This is a genomic window from Rosenbergiella nectarea (genome assembly GCF_900111105.1).
GTDB lineage: Bacteria > Pseudomonadota > Gammaproteobacteria > Enterobacterales > Enterobacteriaceae > Rosenbergiella > Rosenbergiella nectarea.
In genome coordinates this window covers 70,307-87,368 of sequence record NZ_FOGC01000005.1, presented here as the reverse complement: position 1 = coordinate 87,368, position 17,062 = coordinate 70,307, and the positions used below count along the sequence as shown (strand labels likewise).

The following is a 17,062-nucleotide window of genomic DNA, read 5'->3' as shown; positions in this document are numbered from 1 at the left end:
TCTCGCTTAGCTGCCGGATGATTTTTTAAGGAAACCCGCTCAAAAAATAGCAATCTGACGCTATTTTGAATACTCTTGATTGGCATGATGGAAGCGGTCACGCACCTGTTGTGAAGGCCCTTTACCACACAGACTCACCAATACAATCGCCGCTGTCGCGAACAGGAAGCCTGGAATAATTTCATACAGACCCAACCACGCAAACTGTTTCCAGATGATGACAGTGAGCGTTCCAACAACCATGCCAACCAACGCGCCGTTACGACTCATTCCTGACCAGCAAACACTGAGCAGAATGACTGGCCCAAACGCTGCACCAAAACCAGCCCAAGCATAACTTACCAGTCCAAGTACTTTATTATCAGGATTGCTGGCTAAGGCTATCGCGACAAGGGCAACAATCAGCACCATTAAGCGACCAACCCAGACTTTCTCGCGTTGGCCCGCATTCTTGCGGATAAAACCTTTATAGAAGTCTTCGGTTAATGCACTTGAACACACCAAGAGTTGGCAACTCAAGGTTGACATCACTGCCGCTAAAATAGCGGAAAGCAAGATACCCGCGATCCAAGGGTTGAACAGAATACGCGTTAGCTCGATAAAAATACGCTCACTGTTACCCGTTACTTCCGCTGCCTGTGAGGGATTATCCGCAAAGTAGGCAATACCGAAGAAACCGACCGCCACCGCGCCTGCTAAGCAGAGGATCATCCACGTCATCCCGATACGGCGAGCCCTGCGCATAGAATGATGAGAATCTGCGGCCATAAAGCGCGCTAGGATATGGGGCTGACCAAAGTAACCTAGCCCCCATCCCAGTAAGGAGATAATCGCTACGAAGCTAAGATTGTTAAAGATATTCAATCGCTGTGGATCGATGTGACGAATGACCTCTAACGAGGTATCGACACCACCCACCGCGATGATAACCATCACCGGCGTTAGGATCAGCGCAAAAATCATCAAGCTGGCTTGAACAGTATCCGTCCAGCTGACCGCTAAAAATCCCCCTAGAAAGGTATACGCAATCGTCGCGGCAGCCCCTGCCCACAAGGCCGTGGTGTAGTCCATACCAAAGGTACTTTCGAAGAGTCGCGCCCCCGCAACAATGCCTGAGGCACAATAGATGGTGAAAAAGACCAGAATAATCAGGGCTGAAATTACCCTTAAAATCTTACCACGATCTTCAAAACGATGAGTGAAGTAATCAGGAAGGGTTAACGCATTACCATGATGCTCGGTTTGTACCCGTAGACGACCCGCCACAATCTTCCAGTTAATCCAAGCACCCAGTATTAAACCAATCGCTATCCAACTTTCTGAAATCCCCGAAAGAAAAATTGCCCCGGGTAATCCCATTAGTAACCAACCACTCATGTCCGAGGCTCCCGCAGACAATGCGGTGACAAAACTGCCTAAACTCCGGCCACCCAAAATAAAATCGTCGAAATCTTTCGTCGATCGCCATGCCATAAAACCGATAAGTAACATTCCTGCAATATAGATACAGAATGTCACTAACAAGGGAGTACTTACCATGATCAATCCTCTATTTTATTAGTATTATCAATGAGTTTTCCTAATTAAGATATTCTTTTTTTATCGCTGTCGCCTACATTTCGAATTGTGAGAGTTGCACCGTCGGTTGCAATGTATACAAACTTTTAACATAAAAGCGATAGGCTTCACTTCCCGATTTATAAAACAGGGATCTTGGTCAAGTTTTTTTATTCTGCAAAGCTTTTTATTTGAACTAAATCCCACTTATCACGGCTTTTATTTTGAATTAATCCACTAATAAATATCCTTTAATTAAATTTGTTCACTTTTTTACTACAAATGGGTTGCGCCAAAGGTGCAACTCAAGCGATAGTCAAGGTGCAACCTTTTATTGAATTCTATGATGAGGAACTGGCATGGCACACACCACAATGGGCGTGAAACTTGATGATGAAACCCGCGAACGACTTAAGCGTGCTGCGGTAAAAATAGATCGCACACCGCACTGGCTAATCAAACAGGCCATTTTTAATCTACTTGCACAGGTCGAAGCAGGTGAAACCATTTTCCCTACCGCTTCCGTCTCATCCATCGAGTCTTCTGCCCATGAAACGGCAGAGATTGCCACGCCTTACCAGCCTTTCCTTGAGTTCGCCGAGCACGTACTGCCACAGAGCGTGAAACGTTCTGCTGTGACCGCCGCATGGCGTCGTCCAGAAGTGGATATGGTACCGATGGTGCTGGAACAAGCAAAAGTGAGCCCAGAGGTTGCAGAGAAAGTTCATGCCCTTGCCCTACACTTAAGCGAAAAACTACGTAATCAAAAGAACCAAGGTGGCCGTTCAGGATTAGTGCAGAGTCTTCTGCAAGAGTTCTCCCTATCCTCTCAGGAGGGAGTCGCTTTGATGTGCTTAGCCGAAGCGCTGCTACGGATCCCCGATAAACCCACTCGTGATGCGCTCATTCGCGATAAAATTAGCCACGGTGATTGGTACTCTCATCTTGGGCAAAGCAACTCTATGTTTGTTAATGCGGCAACCTGGGGATTGTTAGTCACCGGAAAACTGGTCTCGACCCATAATGAAGTCAATATGTCGCGCTCCCTTAACCGCATTATCGGTAAAAGTGGTGAGCCCCTAATTCGTAAAGGTATCGACATGGCGATGCGCCTAATGGGCGAGCAGTTTGTGACCGGCGAATCAATTGCCGAAGCGTTAGCGAACGCCCGTAAGCTAGAAGACAAAGGTTTCCGCTACTCGTACGACATGCTGGGTGAAGCGGCGCTGACCGCCGAGGATGCCAAAGCCTATCTACACTCTTACCAGCAGGCCATTCACGCGATTGGTAAAGCGTCTAATGGTCGGGGGATTTATGAAGGCCCAGGCATCTCCATTAAACTCTCTGCCTTACACCCGCGCTATCAACGTGCGCAGTACGATCGCGTGATGGAAGAGCTTTACCCTATTCTCAAATCACTGACGCTATTAGCACGCGAGTATGATATTGGTATCAATATTGATGCGGAAGAAGCCGACCGTCTCGAACTCTCTCTGGATTTATTAGAGAAACTTTGCTTTGAACCTGCACTGGCTGGCTGGAACGGTATTGGCTTCGTTATTCAAGCTTATCAAAAACGCTGTCCTTTCGTGATTGATGAACTTATTGATTTGGCCGCGCGTAGCCAACGTCGCCTAATGATCCGCTTAGTGAAAGGGGCTTATTGGGATAGCGAGATCAAACGTGCACAAGCCGAAGGTCTTGAAGATTATCCCGTTTATACCCGTAAGGTGTATACCGATGCCGCCTATATTGCTTGTGCGAGAAAGCTATTAGCGGCCCCCAATCTCATTTATCCGCAATTCGCCACGCACAATGCACACAGCTTAGCGACAATCTATCAATTGGCCGGTAATAACTACTACCCAGGCCAATACGAATTCCAATGCCTACATGGCATGGGTGAACCGCTTTATGATCAGGTAGTAGGAAAAACTACCGATGGAAAACTCAACCGCCCATGCCGGATCTATGCTCCGGTCGGCACTCACGAAACGCTGCTCGCTTATTTAGTCCGTCGACTATTAGAGAATGGCGCGAATACCTCCTTTGTTAATCGCGTCGCGGATAAATCGTTAAGCGTTGAAGAGCTGATTGTCGATCCCGTCGCGACAATTAATACGTTTACACGAGAAGAAGGGCAAGTGGGTCTTCCTCATCCGCGCATCCCCCTTCCACGCCAGCTGTATGGCAGCCGTGACAACTCATCAGGCTTGGATATGGCGAATGAGCATCGGTTAGCCTCGCTATCCAGCGCCCTACTCACTACCGCATCGCAATCTTGGGTCGCCAAGCCGGTGCTGGGGGTTGAAAGCGAAAACGAGGCCGGACAACCGGTACGCAACCCATCCTACTTAACCGATATCGTCGGTGAAGTCATTAACGCCAGTGAAGCACAAGTCGATTTAGCGTTGGATGCTAGCCATGAAGCCAGTGCTATCTGGTTTGCGACGCCGTCTGAAGAGCGTGCGGCCATCCTGAAACGCGCCGCGATGTTAATGGAAGGTCAGTTACAAACGTTGATGGGCTTACTGGTCAGAGAAGCCGGTAAAACTTATGCAAACGCCATCGCTGAAGTGCGCGAAGCGGTAGACTTCCTCACCTATTACGCTGACCAAGTGACGCAAGATTTCGATAACGAAACCCATCGTCCCCTTGGCCCGATCGTCTGTATTAGCCCGTGGAACTTCCCGCTGGCAATCTTTACTGGGCAAGTCGCTGCGGCGCTCGCCGCTGGCAATACCGTAGTGGCTAAACCGGCCGAACAGACGCCATTAATCGCCTATCAGGCCGTTTCGATATTATTAGAAGCGGGCATTCCACAAGGTGTGCTGCAATTCCTGCCAGGTGATGGTGAACGTGTTGGCGCGCGCTTAGTTGCCGATAAACGCACACGCGGCGTGATGTTTACGGGTTCGACTGCTGTCGCCACCTTGCTACAACGCGAACTGGCTAAGCGCCTCGATCCGCAAGGCCGTCCAATTCCCTTAATTGCAGAAACCGGCGGAATCAATGCAATGGTAGTCGATTCATCCGCCCTTACTGAACAAGTTGTGGTCGATATTGTTGCCTCGGCATTTGATAGCGCGGGCCAACGTTGCTCAGCGTTACGCCTACTCTGTGTACAGGAAGATATTGCTGACCACACCCTAAAAATGTTGCGAGGGGCAATGGCAGAATATCGTGTCGGAAACCCAGAATTACTGACCACCGATATTGGCCCAGTTATCGATGAAGAGGCCCGCGATAATATCGTCAATCATATTGACGCTATGCAGCAACGAGGCTTTAAGGTCACACAGTTCAGCTGGCATGGAGAGCGCGACAGTCAAAGCCTTTCACAAGGCACCTTCGTTCGCCCGACACTCATTGAACTCAACTCTGCGGCAGACTTAACCCGTGAAATCTTTGGCCCAGTATTGCACGTGGTACGCTACAACAGTAAAAATCTACCTCGCTTACTGTCTGAAATTAATCAATTAGGTTACGGACTGACCTTCGGTGTGCACAGTCGTATTGATGAAACCATTAGCCTGGCGACTGAGCGTATGCAGGCAGGAAACCTCTACGTCAACCGTAATATGGTGGGTGCGGTCGTCGGCGTACAACCTTTTGGCGGGGAAGGATTATCCGGTACCGGACCGAAAGCCGGTGGCCCGCTCTACCTCACCCGCTTATTGTCCAGCTCACCGAACAATGCCTCAAAAGTGACACTGTCACGCCTGCCTTTGCATTCGACGGCGGATCAACCTTCTGATGTCGCTCCAGTGAGCGCTTTACAGCTATGGGCGGAACAGAATCAGCATAATGTTCTTGCACAAGCTTGTGAGATATACCGTGATACCACGGTATCGAATCGTATTGCGCTGTTGCCGGGTCCCACAGGTGAGCGTAACACCTATCAATTACTGCCTCGCGCCCGAGTACTCTGTATCGCTAAACAGGCTTCAGATCGATTAATACAATTAGCCGCCGTGACTGCCTGTGGCAGTCGTGCATTATGGCCTGACGATTCTGAACACCAGCAGCTACTGGCCACCTTACCGGATGCGGTGCGCAACTGCATTGACCTCTCCGCAGAGGCTGTCAATGATCGCTATGATGCCGTGATCTACCATGGAGATACCGACCAACTTACCGCATTGTGTCAACAAGTGGCCGAACGATCTGGGCCAATTGCTATCGTGCAAGGTTATGATCAAGGTGAAACGAATATCGCGCTGGAACGCTTCTTATTCGAACGTTCACTAAGCGTCAATACCGCTGCTGCCGGGGGAAATGCTAGCCTAATGACGATTGGTTAATCAAAACTAAATAAGCAAGGCATGTCCCCATGCCTTGCTTATTCGCGTAATCGGCTGCTCAGCCTTTTGATTGCTTGACTATGGATCTGACTGACCCGCGACTCCCCCACTCCCAACACTGCGCCAATCTCTTTTAAATTCAATTCATCCTGATAATAAAGACTGAGAACCTGCTGCTCTCGTTCTGGAAGGAGAGCGATCGCCGCAATAATTTGTTGACGCAGATCTTGATCAATAAGTGAATCAAGTGGATTCTGATCGTCCATCGCGGCAAAAAATTGATCAGCGGCATCGCTATGGTCTTCATAGAGATTATCTAGCGAAAAAAGCTGGCTATTATTCGTCTCCCTCAAAATAGTGCGATACTCTTCTCGGCTGACATTCAACGCTGAAATAATCTCTTTTTCCGTGGCATTACAGCCAGTTTGCTGCTCAATTTTTGCGATTGCCGCAGCAACATTTCGAGCATCACGCCTGACCCGTCGTGGTGCCCAGTCAAGGTTACGTAATTCATCAAGCATTGCGCCACGAATACGCTGTGCCGCGTAGGTGGTAAAAGCAGTCCCTTGCTGCGCATCAAATCGCGAAATCGCATTCATCAAGCCCATTGCGCCAGCTTGGATTAAATCGTCTACATCAACACTGGCTGGCAGACGAACCTGCAACCTTAATGCCTCATGGCGTACTAATTGTAAGTAACGCGGCCAATCGATCGCTTCATCCTGTAGCCCTTCTTGATTATATAGACACTCCACTGTGCAGTTCCTATCTCCATTTATTCATACTGAATATTATCGAGGCTAGTAACCGTTTCTTATCGCAGGAAAAAAACACGGTTTTACGGTGAGCTTGTGTAGAAGATTTTCGTACTCTAGGGTGTTCAGTTTCATGGATTAATACGAAAAAAAGGCCCGGATCCTCTCAGGGATCCAGGCCGTCATCACGGTGACTATTAGGGCAGATTAACACCCCAAACAGTCATTATTAGCCTTGTAACAGAGATAATACGGTTTGTGGCACTTGGTTCGCTTTGGCTAGGACAGAGGTACCTGCTTGTTGCAGGATCTGTGCACGCGACATACTTGAAACTTCCGTCGCATAGTCCGCATCTTGGATACGGGATTGTGAAGCACTTAAGTTGTTAACCGTGGTATTCAAGTTATTAATGGTTGATTCGAAACGGTTTTGTATCGCACCTAAGCTGCTGCGTGCGGAGTCGACTGAAGCAATACGCTTATCGATTTCTGCCAGCGAAGCATCGGCACTGCCGGCGTCCCCGCCACTGACAGAGAACGCTGCACCCAGTGCACTAGCTTTAAAACCATCGTCGGTCAGTGAAATGGTGATAACGTTGGCCGCCGCATCATCATTCGCACCCACTTGGATATTGATACTTTGGTCGCTATCAAACAGTTGGATGTTGTTAAAGGTGGTTGCCGTACCGATACGCGTAATTTCCGATAAACGCGCATCCACCTCTGCTTGGATTGATTTAACGTCTTCAGCGCTGTTAGTCCCATTTTTCGCTTGAACAGTCAGCTCACGAATACGTTGTAAGTTGGTGTTCATTTCGTTTAATGCGCCTTCCGCGGTTTGCGCCAGTGAAATACCATCTGTCGCATTACGAGAAGCCTGAGTTAATCCGCGAATATTAGACGACATACGGTTGGCAATCGCTGAACCTGCAGCATCGTCTTTAGCACTATTAATACGCAGCCCAGAAGAGAGGCGCTCAATCGCCGTCCCCAACGCCGATTGTGATTTATTCAGGTTATTTTGAGTGGTTAGAGACATGATATTGGTATTAATAACAGCCATATTCAATTCCTTTGCTCGGAGTTAATGTTACGTACTGCCTCTCAGTACGTGGTCAAAGGGATTATCGGCAGGTGCTGAATGAACTTTACCGACAGCGTAAAATTAACGTCCCCTATTAACCCTTTTCTCTATTTTGCCGATAAAGACTCTACAATTTATTAGAAAGAGAGGACGCCATGGCGGTTATTAGTAATTTGAATATTGGCAACAGTGCTTTTGACTTAGACACACTGTACACGCAATTAGAAACATATGAGACGCAAAGTTTAACGCCGATCACTCAACAGGCGACGACCGTTAAAAGTCAACTATCAGCCTTTGGCCAGCTTCGTAGTGCATTAGAGTCTTTACAAAAAGCGACGACAACGCTCAGTTCGGCCTCTGCGCTGAATGCAACCAGTATCGTTAGTACCAATCAATCATTCACTGCAACCAGTAATAGCGATGCAAGTGTTGGTAATTATCAAATCAATGTGAAACAACTTGCCACCGCTCAGACGCTGCTCTCGAGTGTAATCAGCAGTAATAACCAGCCTCTAGGGACTACTGGCGCGCAGGGCCGCACGTTAACGTTACAGACTGGCGATAGCGAACCGGTGACAATTGCCTTGGACGACAATGACACCAGTCTAAATGGACTTGTTAATGCCATTAATAAAAGTGGCGCAGGAGTCGTTGCGACCAGCATCAAGTCGAATGACGGGGAGTATTATCTCTCTCTCTCCTCAAAAGAGACTGGCGCAGAAAATACTCTTAGCGTCACGGTCTCCGGCGATGATCAGCTTCAAGCACTGATAGGTTACCAAGGGGGTGATTCTGCAACCGGCATGCATCAATCTGTCGCTGGGCAAGATGCCGTATTGAGCGTCAATGGTATAGAGGTGCAAAGTGCCTCAAATACCGTATCCGATGCGCCTTATGGCGTGACGTTAAACCTCAAGGCGGTTTCTAATGGCGAAGAACGTTTAGAAGTTGCTAATAACACCGCAGATGCCGTAAAAAATATTAAAGCATGGGTGACCGCCTACAATAATGTGCAATCTGTAGTCACCAGTATCACTAAGTACGCTGGCGGCAGCACATTATCGAGCGATACCAGTTCAAATGGTCCATTAATGGGTAATGGCACGGTGCGTGATATTCAGAACCAGTTGCGCTCAGTGTTGAACACAACGCAGGCGGGTGCCGTAACGATTATGGCTGAACTTGGCATTACGCAAAACACCACTAAAGGGGCAGACGGCAGCATTGGTAGCTTAAATATTGATGAAAAAAAGCTTACGTCAGCATTAACCTCGACTCCTCAGGCGGTCTATCAATTCTTTTTGGGCGATAGCAAGACCACTGGCTTTAGTACACTTGCCAACAACACCCTCGATACGATTCTGAGCGATAACTATTCATCAAAAGGCACGCTGACGACGGCGGTGAAGGCGTTAAATGATTCTTACGATAAATTAGAGGTCCGCTACGATCAGCAGCAATCACGGATTGATGCCACCATGGCGCGTTACAAGTCGCAATTCGTCCAGTTGAAAAAGACCCTATCGCAGATGGACACCACTAAAAATTATCTCACGGCACAATTCGCCAATTCGGACGATTAAGGTTACCGCTATGAATAAACGTCAGCTCGCGAATGTGTATGCTCAAGTGGGGCTAGAAAGTTCGGTGTTAAGTGCCAGTCAACATCAATTGACGACCCTACTATTTGACGGTGCACTGAATGCTTTAGGGCGTGCCGCCATCTCAATGGAGAATCAGGACATCATCGATAAAGGCAACATGATCGCGAAAGCCGTCGCGATCATCGATACTGGCCTAATACAGGCCATTGAACCGCTCGCTAAAGACCCACTCGCAGGACAACTTTTGTCATTATTTCACTATGTCGCACAACAATTGATGTTAGCCAATCTCCATAATGATCGCGATAAACTCGGACACTGCCGTGAGTTACTGCAGACGATTGCTGGGGCATGGCAGACATCACTAAGCCAAGAGGGATAACTATCATGGTGGCATTACCCGAGGTACAACGAAGCCTCGATCTGCTTGATAAGATGCGGCAGGCGCTTGAGGTAAAAGATTTTACGGCATTGCTGCCAATGGCAGAGGCTTATTCAGAATCTGTGAGGCATTTAGGCCAAATTGATAATGCAGCGGTAGTTAAGCAGTTATTGCTCGCCCAGGAGGGTGTGGAGACATCTCTCTATCAATTACAGAGAGATGTAAACTCGCGGATAGACCAAGGGACACAAGATAAAATCAATCATGCGTATCAAGCGGTCTAACCCCGCCTGACACGACGATTATTGACCGTTAATCTCGATATTTTGAATGGTTTCTGCTTGAGGTTGAGCCTTTGCTTCGGCAAGGGCTTTTTGACACTCCTCACTCGCCGAGGAAACCTTAATCAAGGTCAGGCGATCATAGTGCAACATACCATCTTTACGCTTTAGCGGCATAATTCTCACTTGATGGTTAACGTTTACCCATTGATCGTTTATCCGGCTTAATTTCCCAGGTTTAGCAATCACCCGTTGCCATTGGCGGCAGTCTAGGGTGTTACCGGCTTGATCGATGATCAAATAGCCAACGGCATCCTTACTGACCAACCCCGATTGCGGTCCTGATGTCCGCCACACACCTTCCAGTGATTGCGGTGCAGGGGTTTTAACGATAGTTTGATAATTAGTGATCGGACTACAACCCGCAAGCACAAAAAGAGACAGTAATAATCGAGTTTTCATATGGCATCCCTACAGATTTTTTCTGGCGCTAAGGTATAATGTTTCGCTAGCACAATGCAAGCTAGGGAATGACTTCCGCTGACATCTTTGCTTGAAACCGGTATAATCGAGTAAGATTCTTTCAAAAGCTAGGCCCCTCGATGAAAACCCCTGAACAATACTACGCCCAAGCCCGCGATATCTTTTTCTCAGCACACCCTGATTTTCAAGTTGCACTCGACGAAGTGACTGAAAAAGATGCTCGTGACAATGGAATGACGGTTGAACAACTGCGAAATCTTCATGCTGAACGTATCTACGCCGCGTTTATTCGTCAAAAACAGTTAGACGGCATTATCTTCTCTATTCAGTTAGTCGAAACGGATAATGCAGTCGCCGCCCAAGCGATAGAGAGTTACCTGCGTAGCCACGCCGAGGCGCTGGGGATGACGTGGGAAGAGTTCTGCGAGAAGAACCATTTATAGTCAGTCAAAGCTCACGTTAAGGTGAGCTTTTTTTTGTTACTTACTGGAGAGTCGCGAGACGGGCGGCAAACCCAAGGAAGAGTAAACCAATCATTGAATTTCCTACCTTGGCTAAACGCTGGCGTGAGCCAATTGCGCGGGTGAGCGATGAACCACTGAAAATCAGCAAGCTTAGATAACAAAAACTCGCCATTTCTAGCACCGTAGCCAAAATGAAGAAAGCAACGCCCGGATGAGCACTCTGCACATCGATGAACTGCACAAAGAACGACACATAAAATAATATCGCTTTAGGATTGGTCAGGCTTAATATTAATGCACGTTTAAAGACGGCTCCACGGACTTTCTTGCCTGGCGTCACAGCGGCCTGTTCACGCTGGCTAAACGTGGTATAGAGCATCTTAATCCCCAGCCATAGCAAATAGCCCGCACCAAGATAACGCACCACATTAAATAACACCGGCGTGGTATTAATCAGGGTGGCAACCCCTGTATAAGCGAGGAACATTAATACTGCATCACCGATAAAAACCGCCGCTGCGGCTTGGTAACCGCTCTTAACCCCGCCACTCATACTATTCTTCAACACAAAGAGCGTATTGGGCCCCGGGATTAACACTAAAAAAATAGCTCCTGCGACATAAGTCCAAAAATTTAGCACACCATACTCTGCAAACACGATAAACCTCGCTCAATACACTCTTAGCATGTCAAAAATTAGCGAATAAAAGGGATTTAATGATAAAGATTGCCGCGCCACAACTCCAGTATTGATGATGATTATTTGTGCGCTATCACAGATATTGTTTTTACTTATGATAGCTTATTGAATTACTGGAGTTTTTTTCTGGTCAGGTTATGGTAGAAGGAAATCATCAAAGAGGTACTTATTAATGTTAAGGAAACACACGCTCTCCGCCCTCGCCCTATTTGTTTTATCGTCCCCCCACTTCGCACAAGCCGCCTCTGCTCCCGCAGTCGAAGCCAAAAACGGTATGGTCGTCACGTCTCAAGATCTCGCCACACAGGTTGGGGTCAATATTCTTAAACAGGGCGGCAATGCCATTGATGCCGCCGTCGCGGTTGGCTATGCCCAAGCGGTCGTCAATCCTTGCTGTGGCAACATTGGTGGCGGCGGGTTTATGACCATCCATTTGGCAAACGGTAAAGACACCTTTATTAATTTCCGTGAGATGGCACCGGCAGCAGCCAGTGCGGCAATGTACCAAGATGCCCAAGGTGATCTGATTGCTGGAAGCAGTCTCTATGGGTGGAAAGCCACAGGAGTCCCAGGGACAGTAATGGGCATGGAAATGGCACGCCGGCAATATGGCAAATTAAGCCGACAAGCAGTGATGGCACCCGCCATAAAATTAGCGCAAGACGGTTTTATTCTAACCCGCGCAGATACCGATATTCTCGACACTACGGTGGCGCATTTTAAACAAGACCCAGCAGTCGCAAGAATCTTCCTGCGCCCTGATGGTACGCCGTTACAACCGGGAGACCGTTTACGGCAAACAGACCTCGCACGCACGCTGTCACGTATCGCTAAAGAGGGTCCTGATGCCTTCTATCAGGGTCAATTCCCTAAAGCCGTCGAGCAGGCCTCAAAAGCCGGTGGCGGGATCATTACCGCACAAGACTTTGCAGAGTACCACGCCACCGAACTCACCCCCCTCACCTGTACTTACCGTGGTTACACTTTTGTCTCCGCCCCACCACCAAGTTCTGGCGGCGTAACACTCTGCGAAACCCTGAATATATTGGAGGGTTATGATCTTAAATCGATGGGCTTTAATTCTGCCGCAATGGTGCATACCTTAACTGAAGCACTTCGCTTCAGCTATGCCGATAGGAATACCTATTTAGGTGATCCCGCCTTCGTTCAAAACCCGGTAGCCAAATTAATGGATAAGCAGTACGCGGCATCGTTGCGTGAGAAGATTCAGAAAGATAAAGCGACCCCTTCCACACAAATTAAGCCATTGGTCGCCACCGGTGAAAAACCTGAAACGACTCATTACTCCATTGTTGACCATTATGGTAACGCTGTTTCGACCACCTATACCGTCAACGGACGCTTCGGGGCTGTGGTGATGGCTCCCGGCACAGGGGTATTGATGAATAACGAGATGGATGATTTTACGACGAAAATTGGCGCAAAAAATCTTTACGGATTAGTACAGGGCACCGCAAACAGTATCGCGCCGGGTAAACGTCCGCTCTCTTCCATGAGCCCGAGTTTGGTCACGAAGGAGGGTAAAATCTTCTTAGTGCTGGGTTCACCTGGGGGATCGCGAATTATCACTATCACCTTAGAGACCGCGCTCAATATTATCGACTTTGGGATGAAGCCCCAAGAAGCGGTAGATGCCCCAAGGATCCATCATCAATGGTATCCAGATGAGGTGTACTACGAAAAGAACGGCCTTTCTGCCGATACGTTAAATATCCTGAGTAAAATGGGATATCGCATGGTAGAGCAAACGCCTTGGGGAGCTGCCGAGTTGATTATGGTCGGTCTACCGGGGGCTGCGGGGGTAGGAACCACGAGTTCAGGTAACGACAGCGCCGTCTCGGGTAATGTTAGACCAGGCTATTTGTATGGGGCGAATGATGTGAGACGCCCAGCAGGATCAGCCCGTGGCTATTAACGCTACGCACCAGCCCATTATCTTATCGATGGGGATTGCCTGGCATCGAAACCGTGGGATAATGGGCGTTTTACCAACCAGAGAATGATTCATTATGAAATTGGGCTATCTTTTTCCCGTAGCGATCATTGTTGCAGGCGTTGCATTACTGATTTGGTTTATTGCCAGTGGCGCTTATTTGCCAGGATCGTAATTTTTTCGCAAACTTTGTGAACTTAATAAAAAAGCACCAGTCAGAGTAGGTATAGCACCTCAATGCTGTTACATCCTGAAAACTGCAATAAAATTTTTTCCCGCCTTTTGGCGGGTTTTTTTTTGAAAAACTGCTCCAATTATCATTAAAGCGTTATAGCACTAATAATCATAAAGTTAACTATTAAAAAATTGATTATCACGCAAGTCGGTACTAGGCTTAATCATTGAAGACATACTCTTTTCGTCCGGAAAGTCGCAGTCATTCCCCGGTGACTGTCAGTATGTTCATTCGAAATCCTGTTATGTTCCTACTTCCCGCTTCGTGCGGGTTTTTTTTGTCTAAAGATCACATCGTGGATAATATTCTTAAGACTTTACGGCGACCCAGGCGTCATCCCGACCGAGGATTGGGCAATGCTTTGCTCCGGCTCCGCGTAACCGCCTCCTCATCGTAGGCTTAGCAGTAAACAACATGAACTAAGCAACTATCACAAAAATATCCTTCCCGTGTTAACTTTTCATTTAGCTGACCGATAATACACTATGCTTTATTCATCTCTGCCCTAGAGGGAGAGGTTCCCACCGTTCCTACTGTATAGGTTAAGGTGCTAATAACTCAGCCCCTGTTGGAAGGAGATTGCTCATGACAAAAATAGCGTTCCTTACCCCCTTTTTTGAGGTGGATATCGTCGACGTTCAAATTGTCGAGCTCTATTCCTACCGCCTCTACAATGAGCAGGAGGAAGAACGACTTTTAGCCCTCTCGACACTAATCGTGAATAACGCACTCATTAAGCTCTACGATCCTCCTCAGTCGTCCTGATAGGCCTTAAGCATCTCTTCGATCAGGTCAAAAGATCATATCAGGCCGCCTTCCCCACCTTACCGATCGGCTGAGTAAAAATAGCTCGCGACCCAATGCTTTCTGGCGTCTCCGTTAAGCGCCGGAGCAGTTTGTCGAAAAAAAATCCTTCCTTCTTCCTTGAGTACTGCAATTTTACTAAACAATGCTAGGCTTGAAGTACCACGCTATTTTCTGAGTAGGGCCGATGAATCAAAATAAACAATATGATACGCATTCTCCACAGGTAGAGAGTGAAGAAAACAAACGGGGTGAAAACATCGAAGTGGATGAGGAGAATCTCCCCTCGCAGGCCATGGCCACCCACGAGCATATTCGCCAAGAGGGTGAAAAAGAGCTCGAACGTGACGTCTGGGCATTGTTATGGTCAGCGATTGCTGCGGGGTTATCGATGAGCGCCTCGCTAATGGCTAAAGGGATCTTCCATGCAGAATTAGGGCATTTTTCCGGTAGCATGCTCATCGAGAGTATTGGCTATACCTTCGGCTTTATTATTGTAATCATGGCCCATCAACAACTGTTCACCGAAAATACCATCACTCCGGTGCTATCTGTCATGCAGAAACCCACTGCAAATAATCTCTACTTACTATTGAGGTTATGGGCCGTCGTCCTATTAGGCAACTTGATTGGTACCGCTATCGCGGCGTGGGCATTTGGCTACATGCCGGTGTTCGACCCTTCCATTAAACATGCCTTCCACGATATTGGAATGAAGGTAATGGAAAATACCCCTACACAAATGTTTGCTAAAGCCGTGGTATCTGGCTGGATTGTCGCCACCATGGTATGGATGCTGCCGTCGGCCGGGAATGCCAAAATTTTGGTAATCTTGTTGATGACTTGGCTTATCGCCGTGGCCGATACGACGCATATTGTGGTAGGTACCATCGAAGTCCTCTATCTGGTGTTCACTGGCGCGCTACCTTGGCAATCCTTTATTTGGCCATTTGCGATTCCGACCTTATTAGGCAATATTTGCGGCGGCACCTTTATTTTTGCCCTGCTCAGTCATGCGCAAATTCGTATGGATATGCAAAAGGATCATAGCGCTTCAGTGGAACATCGCGACGGCAAATACTAAAAGGGATCAGGCCCATTCTGGGCCTGACTTCGCTGCTTCAGACGATATCACTCCCCATTCTGGCAGGGGAATGCATGGCGCGTCACGTTACGCTATTCCTTGCTCTGTGATCGTCATATCAAGGGCTGAGACCCGCAGTGGATCCGTTATTCCCACTAAGTCAGTGGGGATATTACTCAATAATTTGACGAAAAGGTTTCGCCGTAATTTACCGCTAGCCTCATTGTGACCGAGTAAAGCCCCGATAGTCACTAGGCGAACATTGATAAAAGTTTTTAAATGCACCAGAAAAGTATGACATATCGTTGAAGCCATTCTGCCAAGCTATTTGGCTAATGGTGACCGAACAACTCATAGTGATTTGCCGTAATCATATCGACTCATCGCATACTAAGAGGGTAGTATTCGCTGAGCAAACCGCATCAAGTCGTCAAATAATTTACCTTTTTGAAGTCTTTAACGTCAGGACGTAATCCATGCAGGGAATGTTAAACAAGCTCATTACGGGTAAATTAAGTTTACCCAAGACCTTCTGGGGCTGGGGATTTTGTGGCGGATTTTTGCTTAATCTCATCGGTTCGTTAGGCATTTATACCGACTCACCGTATTGGCTGCCTATTAGTTATTGCTTGAGAGAAATTCTTCTTTTGGCCGTATGTTCAGGACTCATTTTTCAACTTAAGTATAAGATTAGATTTTGGGGAGTGCTGGCTCTTGTTGTGATCGTGCTTGAATTGATCGCTGGAATTATTATGATGGCTGGGCTCTTCTCATTATTTTTCCAGTAGAATTCATTAATCGTGTTGTCTACCCTATCCTAGGGTAGATTCAAGCAAACAAATAGAGAAGCCTGATATTATCTTAGCGATAAGAATATTAGGATTCTCATATCAAAAATAATAAATAATTATTTAACGAAAACTCTATTAATTTTTCCTAAGCGATTAAATACAGTTAAGTACCTCGCAGGCGGTAAATCACTACCCTACACCGACATATTCATGACTTCGTTATAGGCCGCAATCATTTTATTACGCACTTGCACACCCAGTTGTAGTGAAACCGTGGCTTTTTGTATCGAGACCATTAAATCATTGATCCCCACCTCGCTTTGGCCTAGCTCCACCTCTCGGACTTGTTGAGCCGCGTGATCTTGGTACTGACTGATCCCGTTGAGCATGGATGAAAATACCGACGAAAAGGGTTGTTCGGCACGGTCGCCAGTGGATGAAGTGGAAGAGAGTGGTGTCGGCTGGGTTAAGTTAATTGATGATACCGTGGTCACGATAAATCTCCTAAAGTATTAATGTATCATCACACTCTACCAGCCTGCTAATGATTCAAATCTAAAAATTAGCCACGAAAAGA

17 protein-coding genes are annotated in these 17,062 nt (G+C 47.4%); 10 read left to right on the top strand and 7 right to left on the bottom strand.

Going from position 1 to position 17,062, the window contains the following annotated elements; genetic code table 11:
- Positions 1-60 precede the first annotated feature (60 nt).
- Complete coding sequence (putP, locus tag BMX14_RS07620) at positions 61-1,542, bottom strand: sodium/proline symporter PutP (RefSeq protein WP_092675395.1); 1,482 nt, start codon at positions 1,540-1,542, stop codon at positions 61-63.
- A gap of 374 nt (positions 1,543-1,916) precedes the next feature.
- On the opposite strand from putP, the gene putA reads away from it, so the two are divergent.
- A complete protein-coding gene (putA, locus tag BMX14_RS07615; protein WP_092675038.1) occupies positions 1,917-5,861 on the top strand; it encodes a trifunctional transcriptional regulator/proline dehydrogenase/L-glutamate gamma-semialdehyde dehydrogenase in 3,945 nt (1,314 codons plus the stop codon).
- A gap of 38 nt (positions 5,862-5,899) precedes the next feature.
- Here putA and BMX14_RS07610 read toward each other — a convergent pair whose 3' ends face one another.
- A complete protein-coding gene (locus BMX14_RS07610; RefSeq protein WP_092675035.1) occupies positions 5,900-6,616 on the bottom strand; it encodes an RNA polymerase sigma factor FliA in 717 nt (238 codons plus the stop codon).
- A 229-nt stretch (positions 6,617-6,845) separates the two neighbouring features.
- Complete coding sequence (locus BMX14_RS07605) at positions 6,846-7,679, bottom strand: flagellin N-terminal helical domain-containing protein (protein WP_092675031.1); 834 nt, start codon at positions 7,677-7,679, stop codon at positions 6,846-6,848.
- Positions 7,680-7,855: 176 nt separating this feature from the next.
- On the opposite strand from BMX14_RS07605, the gene fliD reads away from it, so the two are divergent.
- The 3 genes from fliD to BMX14_RS07590 are packed head-to-tail and all read left to right on the top strand — an operon-like array spanning position 7,856 to position 9,973.
- A complete protein-coding gene (gene fliD, locus BMX14_RS07600; protein WP_092675027.1) occupies positions 7,856-9,286 on the top strand; it encodes a flagellar filament capping protein FliD in 1,431 nt (476 codons plus the stop codon).
- 10 nt (positions 9,287-9,296) lie between these two features.
- Positions 9,297-9,689, top strand: a complete 393-nt coding sequence (fliS, locus tag BMX14_RS07595; protein ID WP_092675024.1) for a flagellar export chaperone FliS — start codon at positions 9,297-9,299, stop codon at positions 9,687-9,689.
- The gene (locus BMX14_RS07590) at positions 9,659-9,973 is read left to right on the top strand and encodes a hypothetical protein (protein ID WP_143056399.1); all 315 of its coding nucleotides are present in this window, start codon (positions 9,659-9,661) and stop codon (positions 9,971-9,973) included. Before fliS ends, BMX14_RS07590 begins: the two co-directional genes overlap by 31 nt.
- 18 nt (positions 9,974-9,991) lie before the next feature.
- Here BMX14_RS07590 and yedD read toward each other — a convergent pair whose 3' ends face one another.
- Positions 9,992-10,432 carry a lipoprotein YedD gene (gene yedD / locus BMX14_RS07585; RefSeq protein ID WP_092675018.1) on the bottom strand — a complete coding sequence of 147 codons (441 nt, stop codon included), beginning with the start codon at positions 10,430-10,432 and terminating at the stop codon, positions 9,992-9,994.
- 140 nt (positions 10,433-10,572) lie between these two features.
- Between yedD and BMX14_RS07580 the strand changes: the two genes are divergently transcribed.
- Positions 10,573-10,896, top strand: a complete 324-nt coding sequence (locus tag BMX14_RS07580; protein WP_092675015.1) for a DUF6388 family protein — start codon at positions 10,573-10,575, stop codon at positions 10,894-10,896.
- A gap of 40 nt (positions 10,897-10,936) precedes the next feature.
- Here the strand turns inward: BMX14_RS07580 and leuE are convergent, their stop codons facing one another.
- Positions 10,937-11,575 (bottom strand): leucine efflux protein LeuE, encoded by a 639-nt coding sequence (gene leuE, locus BMX14_RS07575; RefSeq protein WP_092675013.1) that lies wholly within the window; start codon positions 11,573-11,575, stop codon positions 10,937-10,939.
- Between the two features lie 214 nt (positions 11,576-11,789).
- Here leuE and ggt point away from each other — a divergent pair, with 214 nt between their 5' ends.
- The 4 genes from ggt to BMX14_RS07560 all read left to right on the top strand — a co-directional run bounded on the left by ggt (position 11,790) and on the right by BMX14_RS07560 (position 15,694).
- On the top strand, positions 11,790-13,553 hold the full coding sequence (ggt, locus tag BMX14_RS07570) for a gamma-glutamyltransferase (RefSeq protein WP_092675010.1): 1,764 nt from the start codon (positions 11,790-11,792) through the stop codon (positions 13,551-13,553).
- Between the two features lie 94 nt (positions 13,554-13,647).
- Positions 13,648-13,746 (top strand): YoaK family small membrane protein, encoded by a 99-nt coding sequence (locus tag BMX14_RS16395; RefSeq protein WP_143056398.1) that lies wholly within the window; start codon positions 13,648-13,650, stop codon positions 13,744-13,746.
- Positions 13,747-14,391: 645 nt separating this feature from the next.
- Complete coding sequence (locus tag BMX14_RS07565) at positions 14,392-14,571, top strand: hypothetical protein (RefSeq protein WP_092675007.1); 180 nt, start codon at positions 14,392-14,394, stop codon at positions 14,569-14,571.
- A gap of 226 nt (positions 14,572-14,797) precedes the next feature.
- A complete protein-coding gene (locus tag BMX14_RS07560; protein WP_092675004.1) occupies positions 14,798-15,694 on the top strand; it encodes a formate/nitrite transporter family protein in 897 nt (298 codons plus the stop codon).
- 220 nt (positions 15,695-15,914) lie between these two features.
- Here BMX14_RS07560 and BMX14_RS16860 read toward each other — a convergent pair whose 3' ends face one another.
- The gene (locus BMX14_RS16860; protein ID WP_230527394.1) at positions 15,915-15,995 is read right to left on the bottom strand and encodes a helix-turn-helix domain-containing protein; all 81 of its coding nucleotides are present in this window, start codon (positions 15,993-15,995) and stop codon (positions 15,915-15,917) included.
- 175 nt (positions 15,996-16,170) lie between these two features.
- Here BMX14_RS16860 and BMX14_RS07550 point away from each other — a divergent pair, with 175 nt between their 5' ends.
- Positions 16,171-16,482 carry a hypothetical protein gene (locus BMX14_RS07550; protein ID WP_230527380.1) on the top strand — a complete coding sequence of 104 codons (312 nt, stop codon included), beginning with the start codon at positions 16,171-16,173 and terminating at the stop codon, positions 16,480-16,482.
- A gap of 197 nt (positions 16,483-16,679) precedes the next feature.
- On the opposite strand, the gene fliE is transcribed toward BMX14_RS07550, so the two are convergent.
- Positions 16,680-16,979 (bottom strand): flagellar hook-basal body complex protein FliE, encoded by a 300-nt coding sequence (fliE, locus tag BMX14_RS16855; RefSeq protein WP_268993440.1) that lies wholly within the window; start codon positions 16,977-16,979, stop codon positions 16,680-16,682.
- Positions 16,980-17,062: the final 83 nt, after the last annotated feature.